Here is a 16,284-nt window from a genome sequence, read left to right as displayed (position 1 = left end):
CGCCCGATCAGGCAAATTCAAGGGCCCGGACCCCGCCCGCGCGAAGGGTCGGTACCTATTCTTGGCCAGATCTGATGTCGACTTGGCTACTTCTCGCGGATTGGTCGTGAGGCATCGGACACGTACGCGAGGATGTCCACCGTACGAAGGATAGCGCTCACTCTTTGTATCTCTGATGATTGCGGTGAGCAACGCCTTCCGGGACACTTCGACTGACGATTCGTCGGGATGGTGCTGATGGTACTCCGGAAGGCCGGTACGGCCGCCGCTGCGACGGGAGTTGTCGCGTTCGGGTTCATCGGGCTGGTGACGTTCGGGACGTATGCCGCGAGTGGGACACCGCAGCAGTCGGCCAATCGCTCGGCACTGTCGGCCGGTTCGGTGCCGGCCGCCTACCAGGGGCTGATCCAGAAGTGGGGAGCGCTCTGCCCGGAGATCTCCCCGCCGATGCTCGCCGCGCAGCTGTACCAGGAAAGCGGTTTCGACCCGTCGGCCCGGTCCTCGGTAGGGGCCTTGGGAATGGCCCAGTTTCTGCCGGACACCTGGGCGATCTACGGCACGGACGGCAATGGTGACGGCAAGAAGGACATCTGGGACCCGGCGGACGCGATCGCCTCGGCGGCGACGTACGACTGCGCGCTGGCCCGGGACGTGGCCAAGGTGCCGGGGGACCGGCAGGACAACCTGCTGGCGGCGTACAACTCCGGCCCGTACGCGGTGGAGAAGTACAGCGGCGTGCCCCCGTACAAGGAGACACAGGGGTACGTGAAGAACATCAAGGCGCTGGCGCGCAGCTTCACGGCGCCCACGGCGCCGGTGGAGGTGTCGCAGCAGTCGGCCGCCGCGATCTACTTCGCGCAGACGAAGCTGGGCATGCAGTACCTGTGGGGCGGCGAGGGGTTGCCGTCGCAGAACGGGCGGTTCGACTGCTCGGGCCTCACCCAGGCCGCGTACGCGAGTGTGGGGATCACGCTGCCCCGGGTGGCGAACGACCAGTGGTACGCCGGTCCGCACCCCTCGCGGGACCAGTTGCGGCCGGGCGACCTGGTGTTCTGGGCGACGGACCTGAACGATCCGCGCAGCATCCACCACGTCGGGATCTACGTCGGCGGCGGCTACATGATCAACGCGCCGCACACCGGCGCGGTGATCCGCTACGACAAGATCGACACCAAGGAGTACATCGGCGCGACCCGGGTCACCTCGGACGGCGCCGAGGCGCTGCCGGTGCGCAACGCGGACGGCAGCATCACGGGCCGGGGCGGCGTCAGCAGCGGAGCCACCCCGGACGCGCCCGCGTCGCCCACCGCGGCCCCCACAGCGGCCACCCACGCGGCGTCGCCCGCGAACGCCGCTCCGACCCTGCCCCCGCCCTCCCGGCCGGCGGCGACCGCGCCGCCCGTACCCACCGGCCCGAGCCCGTCGGGTACGGGTCAACCGACCGCAAAACCCTGAGGCCCCGGCGCCCCGGCGTGTGAGTGCGCTGTGGACGCTGAGTCAAGTTTCCATAACCGCGCGTTTCCGTGGAACGCTGTGCCCCGGCGATGACGTTGGGTCCGTTGGTCCCTCGTCAGCTCTTCGCGCCGGGCGGGCCCGGCCGGAACGTACAGGTGCAGCGGACCAGAAGGAGGTGCGGCGTGTCGACGCCGCTTGCCGACACGACCAACCCCGACCTCGGCCTGCTCTACGCCGTCAACGGTCTGGCCAAGCGCTCCCCGCAGTGGCTGGACCATCTGGTCTCCTGGATCGGCGAGTACGGCATCCTGATCGGCCTGGCGATGCTCTGCCTGGTCGGCTGGCTGCAGGCCAGGCGCCGCCCGGACGCGCCGGTGGCGATCGCCGGGCTGCTCTGGGTGCCGCTCTCGGTCGCCATCGCCGAGCTGGCCAACCTGCCGATCGCCGCGATCGTGGACCGCCCGCGCCCCTTCGTCGACCACAGCGGGCTGCTGGTGCTGGTGGACGGCAAGGCCGGCACGCACTCCTTCGTCAGCGACCACTCGACCATGACGATGGGCGTCGCGGTGGCGCTGTTCCTGGTGAACCGGCGGCTGGGCTGGATAGCCGGAGGCCTGGCCCTGCTGCAGGGCTTCTGCCGGATGTTCATGGGCGTCCACTACCCGACCGACGTGATCGGCGGGTTCGCGCTCGCCACCGCGGTGGTCCTGCTGCTGGCGCCGATCGCGATGGCCGTCCTGGTCCCGCTCTGCCATGCGCTGACCCGCACCGCCGTCGCCCCGCTGATCCGGGCGCCGGAGCGCGGTGGCGCGCCGCGCGGCCGTCGGCGCGGCCGGGAGCGGGCCGTCCGGGCGGACGAGCAGCCGCCGGAGTCCGATCTGGCGGCGTAAGACGCCGTAGGCCTACCCCGGCGCGCCGCCGCTGTCGGCGAGGTGGTCGGCCCCCTCGCGGCGGGCCAGGTCGCGCGAGCGGCGGGCCGGGGAGTACCAGCCGCAGCTGCAGGTCGCGTAGGCGAAGGAACCGCGCTCGCTGATCGCGACGCGGTGCTCGGGCATCCGGGTGCCGGGCGCGGCCGGCAGCTCACTGTGCACGTCGTTCACCGTAACGCGCCGGACGCGCGGCGCGCGACGCCCTTCGCGCGCCCCGCCACCCGTAACCCCTCGCGCCTCAACTCGTTTGCCCGGAAAGAGCTCTGCCCACCCGGTGGTGTCCGGCAGGGCAGTCGGGCCCGAGGGGGTTGTCGCGAGGATGAAGATGACCGACCAGCAGCGCACCGGCCGGCCACGACGCCGGCCGGTGTCGAACCTGCGCTCGGCGGCCGGGGCCGCCCTGCTCGCCGCCACCCTGGCCGGGCTGGCCGGCTGCTCGGGCGGGTCCGGGGCCGGCTCGTCCGACCAGAGCGTCCACGACCAGCTCGCCGCGGACCCGCTGACGGCGGTGCGCAACGCCGCCGACATCACCGGCCGGACCGGCTCCGCGCACACCGCCACCGAGCTGGTCACCGAGTCCTCCGAGAAGAAGGCCTCCTTCACCGGCACCGGCGGCTACGACTACGTGAAGCGGATCGGCCGGCTGGAGATCGCCGTGCCGCCGGGCGCGGCGACCACCGGGAAGATCGTCGAGGTGGTCCTGCCGGGCACGGTCTACCTGCAGAACAGCGGCGCCAAGGTGCCCGAGGGCAAGTGGGTCAAGCTGGACGTGCGCCAGTTGCCGGACGGCAACCTGGTCAGCAGCGGCGCCACCGACCCGGCCACCGCCGCGGGCGCGCTGCGCGGGGTGCAGAAGGCGGACGCGGTCGGCACCGAGACGGTCGACGGCGTCGCACTGCACCACTACCGCGGCACCCTGGACCTGGCCAAGGCCGCCGACGCGACTGGCGGCCGGGGCGGCGACGGCCTGCGGACGGGGTCCCAGACCTTCACCGTCAAGGAGGTCCCGTACGACGCCTGGCTTGACGACCAGGGCCGGCTGCACAAGGTGGTCGAGATCTTCACCTTCGCCGGGGTGGCCGGTTCGAAGGAGGCCAAGGACCAGGTGAAGGTGACCTCGACCACCGCGCTGACGGACTTCGGCAAGCCGGTGGAGGCGGCCGAGCCGCCGGCCTCGGACATCTTCGCGTTGAAGCCCACGGAGAGCCCGAAGTAGGGCGGCCTGGGCAGCGCTCCGGCGTGGGGCGTGTGGGGGCGCGGCCGGAGCGGGTGGCCGTCCGGGGAGCGGCGGTCACCCGTTTCGGCGGCGCCGAGATGGCCCGTCCGTGCCATGTGGACGGGCTCCGAAGTGCCTAGGCTGGACGTCGGGTGGCTGCCGCCCGGGCTGGCGAGGCACTGAAGGGGTGGTGCAGGTGGTGTCGTCCACAGGCGGCCGCAGCGGCGGCCACGACGACGCGGCCCTCGACGAGATCGAGCTGGCCGGCGAACTGATGATCGCCGCGACGGCCAGCACCGGCGACCGGCTGCCGACCGAACGGATCGACGAGGTGCTGCTCGACCGGCCCGAGCCCGGCAGAGCGGACCCGGACCGGTCCGGCGAACGGGAGCCGTAAGGCCACCGGGCCGCTCTCTCAGCTGCGCCTCGGTCTCAGCTCCGCAGCAGTCGGCCGATCGCGGCCGTGGCCTCCGCCACCTTGGCGTCGAGCTCGGCGCCGCCCTCCTCTGCCGCCGCCGCGACGCAGTGCCGCAGGTGCTCCTCCAGCAAAGAGAGCGCGAAGGACTGCAGGGCCTTGGTGCCGGCCGACACCTGGGTGAGCACGTCGATGCAGTAGACGTCCTCGTCGACCATGCGCTGGAGGCCGCGGATCTGGCCCTCGATCCGGCGCAGCCGCTTGAGGTGGGCGTCCTTCTGCGCGCTGTACCCGTGCGGGCCGTGCCCGCCCTGATGACCTGCGCCGGCCTCGGGGGTGTGGCCGGCGTGCGCCTCGGTGTCGTGCGCGTCGCCCGGCTCGGTGCGCGCTTGCGTCGTGGTCATCGGCCCGCCTTCGTCTGAGTGCCTGGTGGCTGCGTCGGCCACCAGTGTCCAACACCGGGGCCTTTCGTGGTGTTCCGACGGCCGGACCGGCGGTCGAGGGCCCGCCCCGGGCGGCCCGCCGGGCGGGTTCACCCGTCTGAGCGGCGCCCCCGTTCCTGTGTACGCACGACGGGGACAATCCGGGCGAGGTTCCGTCAGACTGGGGCTCACGTCCGCACATGGGAGTGCGGTCCTGGTCCGCCGGTGCGGCAGCCGAATGGAAGAGGAGGTTCCGCCTCCCCCTACACCACCCCGTTTGCGCGATTGCGCTTGGTTGCACCTAGCATCGTTCAGTCCCTACCCCGCACATCGGAGATTTCCGTGCGTTTTAGCCTGACCCCGAAGGAGACGAGCTTCTACGACATGTTCGCCGCGGCCGCGGAGAACCTCGTCGTCGGATCGAAGCTCCTGCTGGAACTGCTGGGATCAGACGTGTCGGCCCGCGCGGAGATCGTCGAGCGCATGCGCGCCGCCGAGCACGCCGGGGACGACACCACCCATGCCGTGTTCCACCAGCTGAACTCCTCCTTCATCACGCCCTTCGACCGCGAGGACATCTACAGCCTCGCCTCGTCGCTGGACGACATCATGGACTTCATGGAGGAGGCCGTCGACCTGGTCGTCCTCTATGACATCCAGACCCTGCCGAAGGGGATCGAGCAGCAGATCGAGGTGCTGGCCCGGGCCGCCGAGCTGACCGCCGCGGCGATGCCGAACCTGCGCAGCATGTCGAACCTCACCGAGTACTGGATCGAGGTCAACCGGCTGGAGAACCAGGCCGACCAGATCCACCGCAAGCTGCTCGCCCACCTGTTCTCCGGCCAGTACGACGCCATCGAGGTGCTCAAGCTCAAGCAGATCGTGGACGTCCTTGAGGAGGCGGCGGACGCGTTCGAGCACGTCGCCAACACGGTGGAGACCATCGCCGTCAAGGAGTCCTGACCCTCGTGGACATGGCAGCACTCATCGCCGTCATCGGCGTTGCGTTCTTCTTCACCTACACCAACGGCTTCCACGACTCGGCGAACGCGATCGCCACCTCGGTCTCCACCCGGGCGCTGACCCCCAGGGCCGCGCTGGCGATGGCCGCGGTGATGAACCTGGCCGGTGCCTTCCTCGGCAGCGGCGTGGCGAACACCGTCTCCAAGGGCATCATCGAGACCCCCACCGGCAACCAGGGGATGGCGATCCTGTTCGCCGCCCTGATCGGCGCGATCGCGTGGAACCTGGTCACCTGGTACTTCGGTCTGCCGTCCTCGTCCTCGCACGCGCTGTTCGGCGGCATGGTGGGCGCGGCGCTGGCCGGCGGCATCGACGTGATCTGGAGCGGCGTCCTCGACAAGATCGTCATTCCGATGATCGTCTCGCCGGTGGTCGGCCTGATCGGCGGCTTCCTGGTGATGCTGGCGATCCTGTGGATCTTCCGCCGGGCCAACCCGCACCGCGCCAAGCGGAACTTCCGGGTCGCGCAGACCGCCTCGGCCGCCGCGATGGCGCTGGCGCACGGTCTGCAGGACGCGCAGAAGACCATGGGCATCGTCGTGATGGCGCTCACCATCTCGGGTCACCAGACCACCGGCGCCATCCCGGTGTGGGTGAAGATCTCCTGCGCCACCATGCTCTCGCTGGGCACCTACGCGGGTGGCTGGCGGATCATGCGGACGCTGGGCCGCAAGATCATCGAGCTGGACCCGCCGCAGGGCTTCGCGGCCGAGGCCACCGCCTCGACGGTCATGTACATCACGTCGTTCGTCTTCAAGGCGCCGATCTCCACCACGCACGTGATCACCGCGGCGATCATGGGCGCGGGGGCCACCAAGCGGATCCGCGCGGTGCGCTGGGGCGTCGCGAAGAACATCGTGCTCGGCTGGTTCATCACGATGCCGGCGGCCGCCATCGTCGCAGCGCTGGTGTACTGGTTCGTCCACCTGTTCCGGGGCTGAGACCCCCGGACGTGACAGGGCCCGCCCCCACATCTCGGGGGCGGGCCCTTTTCACGCTCCACGGCGGCACCGCCATGCAGCACCGTGGAGCAGCTGGCGGCCGGCCTAGCCGAAGCGGCCGGAGATGTAGTCCTCGGTCGCCTGCACCGACGGGTTGGAGAAGATCCGCTGGGTGTCGTCCAGCTCGATCAGCCTGCCGGGCTGGCCGACGCCGGCCAGGTTGAAGAAGGCGGTGCGGTCGCTGACGCGGGCCGCCTGCTGCATGTTGTGGGTCACGATGACGATCGTGAACTGGGACTTCAGCTCGCCGATCAGGTCCTCGATGGCGAGGGTGGAGATCGGGTCGAGCGCCGAACAGGGCTCGTCCATCAGCAGGACCTGCGGCTCGACCGCGATGGCGCGGGCGATGCACAGGCGCTGCTGCTGACCGCCGGAGAGGCCGGCCCCGGGCTTGTTCAGCCGGTTGTGGACCTCCTTCCAGAGGTTGGCGCCCTTGAGCGAGCGCTCCACGACCTCGTCCAGGACGACCTTCTTGCGCACGCCCGCCAGCTTGAGACCGGCGACCACGTTGTCGTAGATCGACATGGTCGGGAACGGGTTCGGGCGCTGGAAGACCATGCCGACCGAGCGGCGCACGGCGACCGGGTCGACGCTGGAGGCGTACAGGTTCTCGTCGTCCAGGAGCACCTTGCCCTCGACGCGGGCGCCCGGGATCACCTCGTGCATCCGGTTGAGGGTGCGCAGGAAGGTGGACTTGCCGCAGCCGGAGGGGCCGATGAAGGCGGTCACCGAGCGGGGTTCGATGCTCATCGAGATGTCCTCGATGGCCTTGGTGGAGCCGTAGTAGGCCGACAGTCCGCTGACGTCGATGCGCTTGGCCATGATCGTTGCTTCTCTCGTCTTCTCAGTACGTCAGTCGGTCGCTCAGTGTCCGCCCTTGGGCGAGCGCCAGCGTGCGATGCCCCGGGCGATGAGGTTGAGCCCCATCACGAAGGCGATCAGCACCAGCGCGGCACCCCAGGCGCGGGCGTAGCCGTAGTCGTTGTTGACCACCGAGTACTGCTGCCAGATGTACATCGGCAGGGACTGCTGCGGTCCGTCGAACGGGTTGCTGTTGATGTAGTCGGCGCCGAACACCAGCATCATGACCGGGGCGGTCTCGCCCGTGATGCGGGCGACGGAGAGCATCACACCGGTGGTGATGCCGCCGATCGCGGTGGGGAGGACGATCCGCAGGATGGTCTTCCACTTCGGCACGCCGAGCGCGTACGAGGCCTCGCGCAGCTCGTTCGGGACGAGCTTGAGCATCTCCTCGGTGGAGCGGACCACGACCGGCATCATCAGGATCGCCAGCGCGAGGCTGCCGGAGAAGCCGGAGTAGTTGAAGCCGAGGGCGAGGTTCCAGAGCGACAGGATGAACAGACCCGCGACGATCGACGGGACACCCGTCATGACGTCGACGAAGAAGGTGACGGTCTTGGCGAGCCGGCCGCGGCCGTACTCGACCAGGTAGACGGCGGTCAGCAGACCCACCGGGGCGGCCGTCGCGGTGGCCAGGCCGACCTGCTCCAGGGTGCCGATCAGCGCGTGGTAGATACCGCCGCCGGGGCCGGAGGCGAGGACACCCTTCATCGAGTGGCTCAGGAAGTACCCGTTCACCACGTCGGCGCCCTGCTGGATCGTGTAGAAGGTCAGCGCGACCAGCGGCACGACGGCGAGGATGAAGGCGACCCAGACCACCGAGGTGGCGAGCCGGTCCTTGGCCTGACGGCGGCCCTCGACCCTGGCCGAGAGCGCGTAGCCGATCGCCACGAACAGGATGGCCGAGATCAGGCCCCACTGCAGGTGGCTGGCGAGGCCGCCGACGGCGCCGATGCCGCAGCCGAGGGCGATCGAACCGGCGGCGACGGCCGCCGGGGCCCACTTGGGCAGCCGGTTCGCGGTCAGCGCGCGGCCCAGCGGACGGGCGTCCGCCGAAACCGTAGTGGTCGCGGCACTCATGCGGCAGCCCCCGAGTACTCCTTGCGGCGGGCGACGATCAGCCGCGCGGCACCGTTCACCAGCAGGGTGATCACGAACAGGACGAGACCGGAGGCCATCAGGGCGTTGCGGCCGTTGTTCCCGGCCTCGGCGAACTTCAGCGCGATGTTCTGCGCGAAGGTGCCGCCTCCCGGGTCGAGGATGTGCAGCGAGAGGACGCTGTTCGAGGACAGCACCACCGCGACGGCGATGGTCTCGCCGAGCGCGCGGCCGAGGCCGAGCATCGAGGCCGAGATGATGCCGGGCCGGCCGAACGGCAGCACCGCGGTGCGGATCATCTCCCAGCGGGTCGCGCCGAGCGCGAGCGCCGCCTCCTCGTGCATCCGCGGCACCTGGCGGAACACCTCGCGGGAGACCGCGGTGATGATCGGCAGGATCATGATCGCCAGCAGGATGCCGACGGTGAACAGGTTGCGCGGGACGGTGCCGGTCTTGGTCTGGTCGAAGATGTACGTCCAGCCCAGGTACTGGTTGAGCCAGCTGGTCAGCCCGTCCATGTGCGGCACCAGGAACAGTGCGCCCCAGAGGCCGTAGACGATGCTGGGGACGGCCGCGAGCAGGTCCACCAGGTAGGCGAACGGCTGGGCGATCTTCCGCGGCGCGTAGTGCGAGATGAACAGGGCGATCCCGATGGCCACCGGGACGGCGATCGCCATCGCGATGATCGCGCTGACGATGGTGCCGAACGCGAGGACGGCGATGCCGAAGACCGGCTTCGGGGCGTCCGGCGCCCACTCGAAGGTGGTGAGGAAGTGGCCGTCGTTCTTGCTCAGGGCGAGACCCGAGCGCCAGGCCAGGAACCCTGCGATGGCGGCCATCACGACCAGCAGCAGGATGCCCGAACCCCGGGCGAGGTTCATGAAGATCTTGTCGCCGACGCGGCTGTCACGCTGTCGGCCGACCCTGCCTCGCGGGGCGGCAGGGGGCGATGAAGTCATTGGTGTACTCCGGTCTGGTGGCGCTGCCCCGGAGGGGGCGGCACCATGGCGGCGGTGCCCCGGACGTGTTGCTGGGTCAATGCGTTCCGGTGGGACGGCCCCGGCCCCCCTCGCTCACGGGGCCGCCCCACCGGTGGTCCTGCTGGGTCAGGCCAGGGTCGGGATGACGGCGTTGACCTTGTCGGTCAACTCCTTGGGGAGCGGGACGTAGCCCTTCTCGCCGATCGCCTTCTGGCCCGAGTCGCTGGCAGTGTAGGTCAGGAAGGCCTTCAGGGTGTCGAGGGTGTCGGCCTTGTTGCCCTTGTCGCAGACGATCTCGTAGGTGACCAGGACCAGCGGGTAGGAGCCCTCGTCCTTGGTCGCGTAGTCGAGGCTCAGCGCCAGGTCGCTGCCGGTGCCGGCGATCTTCGCCTTGGCGAAGGTGTTGGCGGCGTTCTCGGTGGTCGCGGCGACCGGCTTGGAGGCGCCGGTGTTGATCGCGGCGCTCTTCAGGCTGTTGGTCTGGGCGTAGGAGAGCTCGACGTAACCGATCGAGTTCTTGACCTGCTTGACCTGGGCCGAGACACCGGCGCTGCCGTTGGCCGACTGGCCGCCCTTGCCGGCCCAGGTCTTGCTGGCCGGGTAGGACCAGGCGCCGCTGCTGGCCTTGGCGAAGTAGTGGGTCAGGTTGTCGGTGGTGCCGGAGTCGTCCGAGCGGTGGAACGACTGGATGTCCGCGTCCGGCAGCTTGGCGCCCGGGTTCAGGGCGGCGATCGCCGGGTCGTTCCACTTGGTGATCTGCGAGTCGAAGATCTTGGCGGCGGTCGGGCCGTCCAGGACCAGGTTGTCGACACCTTCGATGTTGTAGACCAGCGAGATCAGGCCGCCGACCATCGGCAGGTCGATGCCCTGGCCGCCGGTGCAGACCGCCTTGGTGGCGTCGACCTCGGCCGGCTTCAGGGCCGAGTCGGAGCCGGCGAACTGGACCTTGCCCTGGGTGAACTGCTGGATACCCGCGCCGGAGCCCACGCCACCGTAGTTGACGGTGGTGCCCGAGCAGGCGGCGCCGAAGGTGGTCTTCCACAGGTCGATCGCGTTGCCCTGGGCGGTCGAGCCCGCGGCAATCAGGGCACCGGGCTTGCCACAGTTGATCGCGGCGGCGGAGGAGGAACCACTGGAACCACCGGACGCGCTGGTGGTGTTGTTGTTGTCCGAGCCGCACGCGGCGAGCGACAGCGAGCTGACGAGCGCCATGGCACCGATGGCGAGGGCCTTGGAGCGGCCGTTCCGCTGGAGCTTCACTGGGTGTCCCTTTCTGTGGCATTGCCCGTCGCGCGGGCCGTGCGGACACGGCGGAGCGCGGGTTTTGCTGTGGTCCGGGGCCCGTTCGGCCCTCCGGTACCCCCGAAGTTAGGCCGGGTAGGTGACACGACAGCCGGTCGTAAGTGAACGGAGAGTGAACCTCGAACGGATGACAGGAAACTACGTCAGGTAGTAACGGTTGCGTCACGGCACGGGCGCGGCGAGATCACTTCCACCCTTCCTGCACTGCGGGTACGCCGTCTGGCCGCACCGGCTTCGCCCCCAGAATCGCCAGCAGCGCGTCGACCAGCAAGCGGTCGCGCTCATGGGTGAGCCGGGCGCGGGCCTTTCCGGCCGGCAGCCACTCCAGCCGGTCCACCTCCCGGTTCGGCCGGAACGCCCCGGCGGTCGGCACCGCCGCCCAGTAGCGGACCTCCTTCGGACGGCCCTGGACGGGATAGTGCTGCGCGGGCAGCTCCGGGCCGAGCACGCAGGTGAAGCCGGTCTCCTCGCGCACCTCGCGCACCGCCGCCTCCGCCAGGCCCTCCCCCGGGTCGAGCTTGCCCTTCGGCAGGCTCCAGTCGTCGTACTTGGGCCGGTGGATCACCGCGATCCTGGGCCGCCCCAGCCGGCCGCTCTTCTTCAGCCGACCGGGCAGCCACAGCACCGCACCCGCGGCCAGGATCACCGGGGCATGCTCCGCCCGGTGCGTGGTCCCAGCTTCTGCCTGCCCGGTGCTCAGGCGATCGCGCAACTCATGCCGTCCGTGGTGCGGGGGAATGCCCCCAGCCCTCGGCAGGGGGGATCTCCAGCCAGCCGTCCGGGCCTGGCGGGAGGTCGGGCCACCGGCGGCCGAAGGCGTACCGCGCCGCCTCCACCTCCAGTCGTTGATCAGCATGCACCACGCCCAGCACGTAGGCGGTGGCGGGGGTGATCCGCGGCGTGCGCGCCGCGGTGGCCGCGGTGACCGCCGCGTCCGCCGCCTCCTGGTGCCGGCCCAGCACCGCGTCCAGCTCGTCCAGCTCGCCGGACGGCCGGCCGCACACCTCCAGCGCGTAGCGGGCCCGCTTCACCAGGATCCGCATCCGCGCCCACGGCGCGTCGTCGGCCGCCAGCGCCGCGTCCGCGTCCACCGCACCGCGGGCCTGCGGCACGGCGCCCAGCCGGCGCAGGCCGTCCCCGCCGTACGGCGTGGCGGCGCGTTGGAGCGGCAGCTGGGCGGCGCTCGCGCTCAGCGCGGTGAACGCGGCGGCCGCCTGCGGCACCAGCACCGCCCCGGCCCGGCCGCCCGCCGACTCCAGCAGCGGCGCCTCGCCGACCAGCAGCGTCATCCGGTCCGCCAGCGCGTGCAGCCGGGCCGACCGCAGCTCCTGGAGCACCGTCGAGTGCGCCCTGGTCCGGGCCAGAGTCAGCTGCCGGTCCAGCAGCGCCCGCGCCTTCGGCGCCCCGGCGTGCCCGGCCAGCATGCCCGTCCCCTCCGGATCGCTGCCGCTCAGCGAGTCCAGCGCGCCCAGCAGCCGGGCGGAGCGGCGGACGTACCCGGGCTCCAGCGCCAGCAGGTTGAGCAGCCAGCGCAGTTCGGTGCGCGACTCCTGCGCCCAGGCCTGGTCGAAGACGGCGCCGAAGGTGTGCAGCAGCCCGCCGATCCGCCGGACGGCCCGCAACAGGTCCGCGGTGCCGGCCGCCGGGACGGCGGTCGTCCCCGGTCTGGCGCCGACCTCGCCCACCGCCAGCGGCAGGGCACGCAGGAACGCACCGGCCTGGGCGGTGAGATGGCTGGAGAGGATGTCCCCGGCGGTCGCGGTGGAGGCCGCCTGGGCCGTCATCGGCGCATCGGTCATGGCGTGGTAGATCCCCGTTCCCCCGGGGCCGTCCCCCGGGGCTGGTGGCCGACCGCCGGAGCGCCCGCCCACCAGCCTCGGGGGCCGAGCACTCCAGCGGCTCGCATCAGTGGTCGCGTCAGCGCGAGGTGGCGGCCCGGCGGCGCTGGCGCGAGTCGATGAGCAGGTCCTGGAGGTGCCGCAGCGGGCGGCCCTCGGCGTCCTGCGCGTGGCGGGTCCACGCGCCGTCCTGCCCCAGGCGCCAGGACTCGGTCTCGTCGGACACCCCGAGGTCGATCAGCCCGGACAGCTCGGCGCGGTGCGTCGGGTCGGTGATCCGCATCAGCGCCTCGATCCGGCGGTCCAGGTTGCGGTGCATCATGTCGGCGCTGCCGATCCAGACCTCCGGATCGCCGCTGTTGCCGAACACGAAGACCCGGGAGTGCTCCAGGAAGCGGCCGAGGATGCTGCGCACCCGGATGTTCTCGCTCAGCCCCGGCACGCCCGGGCGGATCGCGCAGATCCCGCGGACCCAGATGTCCACCGGCACGCCGGCCTGCGAGGCCCGGTACAGCGCGTCGATCACGGCCTCGTCGACGATCGAGTTGACCTTGATCTTCACGTAGGCCGGGCGGCCCGCGCGGTGGTTGGCGATCTCGTTGTGGATCCGCGAGACCAGTCCGTCGCGCAGGCCGCGCGGGGCGGTCAGCAGGCGGCGGTAGGACTCGCGGCGCGAGTAGCCGGACAGCCGGTTGAACAGGTCCGACAGGTCCGCGCCGACCTGCGGGTCCGAGGTCAGCAGCCCCAGGTCCTCGTAGAGCCGGGCGGTCTTCGGGTGGTAGTTGCCGGTGCCGACGTGCGAGTACCGGCGCAGCGTGTCGCCCTCCTGCCGGACCACCAGCGACAGCTTGCAGTGCGTCTTCAGACCGATCAGGCCGTAGACCACGTGGCAGCCGGCCTCCTCCAGCTTGCGGGCCCACTTGATGTTGGCCTGCTCGTCGAAGCGCGCCTTGATCTCGACCAGGACCAGCACCTGCTTGCCCGACTCCGCCGCGTCGATCAGCGCGTCCACGATCGGCGAGTCGCCCGAGGTGCGGTACAGCGTCTGCTTGATCGCCAGCACGTCCGGGTCGCCCGCGGCCTGCTCCAGGAAGGCCTGCACCGAGGTGGAGAAGCTGTCGTACGGGTGGTGCAGCAGGACGTCCCGCTCGCGCATCGCGGCGAAGATGTCCGGCTGGGAGGCCGACTCGACGTCGGTCAGCCCGCGGGCCGTACCGGCGACGAACTTCGGGTACTTCAGCTCCGGACGGTCCAGCTCGGCGATCCCGAACAGGCCGGTCAGGTCCAGCGGCCCGGGCAGCGGGAAGACCTCCGCCTCGGTGATGTTCAGCTCCCGCACCAGCAGGTCCAGGATGTAGGGGTCGATCGACTCCTCGACCTCCAGCCTGACCGGCGGGCCGAAGCGCCGCCGCATCAGCTCCTTCTCCAGGGCCTTGAGGATGTTCTCGGTGTCGTCCTCCTCGACTTCGAGGTCCTCGTTGCGGGTGACCCGGAAGGCGTGGTGTGCCAGCACCTCCATCCCCGGGAAGAGCTCCTCCAGGTGCGCGCCCATCACGTCCTCCAGGGGGACGTAGCGCTGCGGCGAGGCCTCCAGGAAGCGGGCGAGCGACTGCGGGACCTTCACACGGGCGAAGTGCTTGTGCCCGGACACCGGGTTGCGCACCACCACGGCCAGGTTGAGCGAGAGTCCCGATATGTACGGGAAGGGGTGCGCCGGGTCGACCGCCAGCGGGGTCAGCACGGGGAAGATCTTCTGCCGGAACAGGGTGTGCAGCCGGGCCTGCTCCTTCTCGGCCAGCTCCGGCCAGCGGACCACCTCGACGCCCTCGGCGGCGAGGTCCGGCAGGACCTCCTGCTGGAAGGCGGCGGCGTGCCGGGCCATCAGCTCGCGCGAGCGGGTCCAGATCAGGTCCAGCACCTCGCGCGGCTGGAGGCCGGACGCGCTGCGCTGGGCGACGCCGGTCGCGATCCGGCGCTTGAGGCCGGCCACCCGGACCATGAAGAACTCGTCCAGGTTGCTCGCGAAGATGGCGAGGAACTTGGCGCGCTCCAGCAGCGGGATCTCCGGGTCCTCGGAGAGCGCCAGGACCCGCTCGTTGAAGGCGAGCCAGCTGCGCTCGCGGTCCAGGAACCGGCCCTGCGGAAGCTCCTCGAAGTCCTGCTCGTCCACCGCCGGGGGCTCCGGCGGTATCCCGAGCGCGCTCGACAACCGGGCCGGCGGGGACAGCGGGGCAGAGACGGGGCGAGGGATGCTCATGGGCTCCAGCTCCTCCAGCAGCAGGACGGCGTCCGGACGCGAATGACTCTGCGGGCCGTCGTCCTCGCCCAACGCCAACGCCCACCCACCCGGCGCGGTCCGTACAGGACCGGCCGGTGCGTGTCGGCCGACGCTGCAGGAGCGAGACACTACGGACTTCATCCTGTGATCTTCGCGGCAGCAATTGAATCCACGGTAAACACCGCATGGCCAGGAGGAAAGCTGAGTCGGTCGGGGCCGGGGCGCTGCCGTCCCGCCCCTTGCCCCGGACCGGCCGCTGCGGCTAGGCCGACTGGCCCGACTGATCCGTCCGGTCCACCCGGTGATGAACGCGGTACCGGTGATGAACGCGGTACATGAGGTCCACCTCGTGAACGGTGAATCCCAGTCGTTCATATACCCGCACGGCGGCCGGATTGTCGGCGTCGACGTAGAGAAGTACGGTCTCCAGTCCACGCTCGCCGGCGCCTGAGCCGGTCAGGTGACGCAGGCCCGCCGCGGTCAGCGCCCGGCCGAGGCCGCTACCCTGCTCCGCCGGATCCACCCCGACGACGTACACCTCGCCGAGCGCCGGCTCGGTGGCGGTGGCCGGGTGCACCTTGGTCCAGTGGAAGCCGACTGCCTTGCCGTCGCGCGTGGCCAGGAAGAAGCCCGCCGGGTCGAACCAGGGCTCGGCCAGCCGGTCGGCCAGGTCCTGCTCGGTCCAGGCGCCCTGCTCGGGGTGGTGGGCGAAGGCGAGGGCGTTCAGCCGCAGCCACTCCGCGTCGTCCTCGCCCGGACGGAAGGTCCGCAGCTCGACGCCCTCGGGGAACGGGACCACCTCGGTCTGCGGCCCGGTACGGCGCATCTGCCGCAGCTCGCGGACCAGCTCGGCGCCGTACTGCTCGGCCAGGTGCCGGGCGGCCGGGTGGCCCCCGTGCACCCAGAAGTCGACGGCGTCGCGGCCTGCCCGGTGGGCCTCCGCGAGCACCGCGTCAACGAGGGGACGGGCCAGGCCGCGGCCACGGGCGGCAGGGGCGACGACGAGTTCGGCGGCGGGGTTGGCGGTGGGCTCAGTGGGCGCGCTCTGCGGGACTTCGAGCTGGCCGTAGCCGACGACGGAGGTGGCGGTCTGCCCGGCCTGCTCGACCTCGACGAAGTGGATCACACCTGGGCGGGGCGTTTCCGAACGCAGCCGGAGCCGCCCCTGCTCGGACACGGCGGCCCGACCGTCGACGTCCTGCGCGTCCGCCAGAACGCGCAGGACGCCGTCGCGCTGCTCGGGCCGGAGCGCGCTGTTCGCAATGACCGCTGTCTGATCGTCCATGCCTTGACGATACGTCACCGGAAATGCAAAGAACCCCTGATCCGTGATGGATCAGGGGTTCTTCGGAATGATTGTTCGGCGGCGTCCTACTCTCCCACAGGGTCCCCCCTGCAGTACCATCGGCGCTGTGAGGCTTAGCTTCCGGGTTCGGAATGTAACCGGGCGTTTCCCTCACGCTATG

The 16,284-nt window shown here is 70.8% G+C and carries 15 protein-coding genes, 1 rRNA gene and 1 pseudogene; 6 read left to right on the top strand and 11 right to left on the bottom strand.

The window, feature by feature from the left end; all coding sequences use genetic code 11:
- Positions 1-237: 237 nt before the first annotated feature.
- Positions 238-1,239, top strand: a pseudogene (locus KV557_RS29295) (C40 family peptidase); the annotation flags it as partial.
- Between the two features lie 398 nt (positions 1,240-1,637).
- The gene (locus KV557_RS29290) at positions 1,638-2,345 is read left to right on the top strand and encodes a phosphatase PAP2 family protein (RefSeq protein ID WP_308130135.1); all 708 of its coding nucleotides are present in this window, start codon (positions 1,638-1,640) and stop codon (positions 2,343-2,345) included.
- A gap of 12 nt (positions 2,346-2,357) precedes the next feature.
- Here the strand turns inward: KV557_RS29290 and KV557_RS29285 are convergent, their stop codons facing one another.
- Entirely contained in the window at positions 2,358-2,546 is a 189-nt protein-coding gene (locus KV557_RS29285; protein ID WP_218204601.1) for a hypothetical protein, read from the bottom strand.
- Between the two features lie 163 nt (positions 2,547-2,709).
- Between KV557_RS29285 and KV557_RS29280 the strand changes: the two genes are divergently transcribed.
- Positions 2,710-3,600, top strand: coding sequence for a hypothetical protein (locus KV557_RS29280; RefSeq protein WP_218204543.1), 891 nt, complete (start codon positions 2,710-2,712; stop codon positions 3,598-3,600).
- A 196-nt stretch (positions 3,601-3,796) separates the two neighbouring features.
- A complete protein-coding gene (locus KV557_RS29275; RefSeq protein ID WP_256178134.1) occupies positions 3,797-3,997 on the top strand; it encodes a hypothetical protein in 201 nt (66 codons plus the stop codon).
- 35 nt (positions 3,998-4,032) lie between these two features.
- Here KV557_RS29275 and KV557_RS29270 read toward each other — a convergent pair whose 3' ends face one another.
- Positions 4,033-4,419, bottom strand: coding sequence for a metal-sensitive transcriptional regulator (locus KV557_RS29270; protein ID WP_218204542.1), 387 nt, complete (start codon positions 4,417-4,419; stop codon positions 4,033-4,035).
- Between the two features lie 360 nt (positions 4,420-4,779).
- Here KV557_RS29270 and KV557_RS29265 point away from each other — a divergent pair, with 360 nt between their 5' ends.
- Both KV557_RS29265 and KV557_RS29260 read left to right on the top strand, forming a co-directional pair.
- The gene (locus tag KV557_RS29265) at positions 4,780-5,400 is read left to right on the top strand and encodes a DUF47 domain-containing protein (RefSeq protein ID WP_218204541.1); all 621 of its coding nucleotides are present in this window, start codon (positions 4,780-4,782) and stop codon (positions 5,398-5,400) included.
- A gap of 5 nt (positions 5,401-5,405) precedes the next feature.
- A complete protein-coding gene (locus KV557_RS29260; RefSeq protein ID WP_218204540.1) occupies positions 5,406-6,401 on the top strand; it encodes an inorganic phosphate transporter in 996 nt (331 codons plus the stop codon).
- A 105-nt stretch (positions 6,402-6,506) separates the two neighbouring features.
- Here KV557_RS29260 and pstB read toward each other — a convergent pair whose 3' ends face one another.
- The 9 genes from pstB to rrf form a co-directional block, all read right to left on the bottom strand.
- Positions 6,507-7,283 (bottom strand): phosphate ABC transporter ATP-binding protein PstB, encoded by a 777-nt coding sequence (gene pstB / locus KV557_RS29255; RefSeq protein WP_218204539.1) that lies wholly within the window; start codon positions 7,281-7,283, stop codon positions 6,507-6,509.
- Positions 7,284-7,325: 42 nt separating this feature from the next.
- Positions 7,326-8,402 carry a phosphate ABC transporter permease PstA gene (gene pstA, locus KV557_RS29250; protein WP_218204538.1) on the bottom strand — a complete coding sequence of 359 codons (1,077 nt, stop codon included), beginning with the start codon at positions 8,400-8,402 and terminating at the stop codon, positions 7,326-7,328.
- Positions 8,399-9,379, bottom strand: coding sequence for a phosphate ABC transporter permease subunit PstC (pstC, locus tag KV557_RS29245; RefSeq protein ID WP_218204537.1), 981 nt, complete (start codon positions 9,377-9,379; stop codon positions 8,399-8,401). Before pstC ends, pstA begins: the two co-directional genes overlap by 4 nt.
- Positions 9,380-9,526: 147 nt before the next feature.
- Complete coding sequence (pstS, locus tag KV557_RS29240; RefSeq protein WP_308130134.1) at positions 9,527-10,660, bottom strand: phosphate ABC transporter substrate-binding protein PstS; 1,134 nt, start codon at positions 10,658-10,660, stop codon at positions 9,527-9,529.
- A 226-nt stretch (positions 10,661-10,886) separates the two neighbouring features.
- Positions 10,887-11,348 carry an NUDIX hydrolase gene (locus KV557_RS29235; protein WP_218204600.1) on the bottom strand — a complete coding sequence of 154 codons (462 nt, stop codon included), beginning with the start codon at positions 11,346-11,348 and terminating at the stop codon, positions 10,887-10,889.
- A gap of 67 nt (positions 11,349-11,415) precedes the next feature.
- Complete coding sequence (locus KV557_RS29230) at positions 11,416-12,501, bottom strand: CHAD domain-containing protein (RefSeq protein ID WP_256178114.1); 1,086 nt, start codon at positions 12,499-12,501, stop codon at positions 11,416-11,418.
- A gap of 118 nt (positions 12,502-12,619) precedes the next feature.
- Positions 12,620-14,797 carry an RNA degradosome polyphosphate kinase gene (locus KV557_RS29225; RefSeq protein WP_218204536.1) on the bottom strand — a complete coding sequence of 726 codons (2,178 nt, stop codon included), beginning with the start codon at positions 14,795-14,797 and terminating at the stop codon, positions 12,620-12,622.
- A 283-nt stretch (positions 14,798-15,080) separates the two neighbouring features.
- Positions 15,081-16,103 (bottom strand): mycothiol synthase, encoded by a 1,023-nt coding sequence (gene mshD / locus KV557_RS29220; RefSeq protein ID WP_218204535.1) that lies wholly within the window; start codon positions 16,101-16,103, stop codon positions 15,081-15,083.
- 73 nt (positions 16,104-16,176) lie between these two features.
- Positions 16,177-16,284 (bottom strand): 5S ribosomal RNA (gene rrf, locus KV557_RS29215); the annotation flags it as partial.

The organism is Kitasatospora aureofaciens (assembly GCF_019192735.1).
GTDB classification, from domain to species: domain Bacteria; phylum Actinomycetota; class Actinomycetes; order Streptomycetales; family Streptomycetaceae; genus Kitasatospora; species Kitasatospora aureofaciens_A.
Note: the sequence above shows the minus strand (reverse complement) of the source record. Positions and strands in the feature narration are given on the sequence as shown.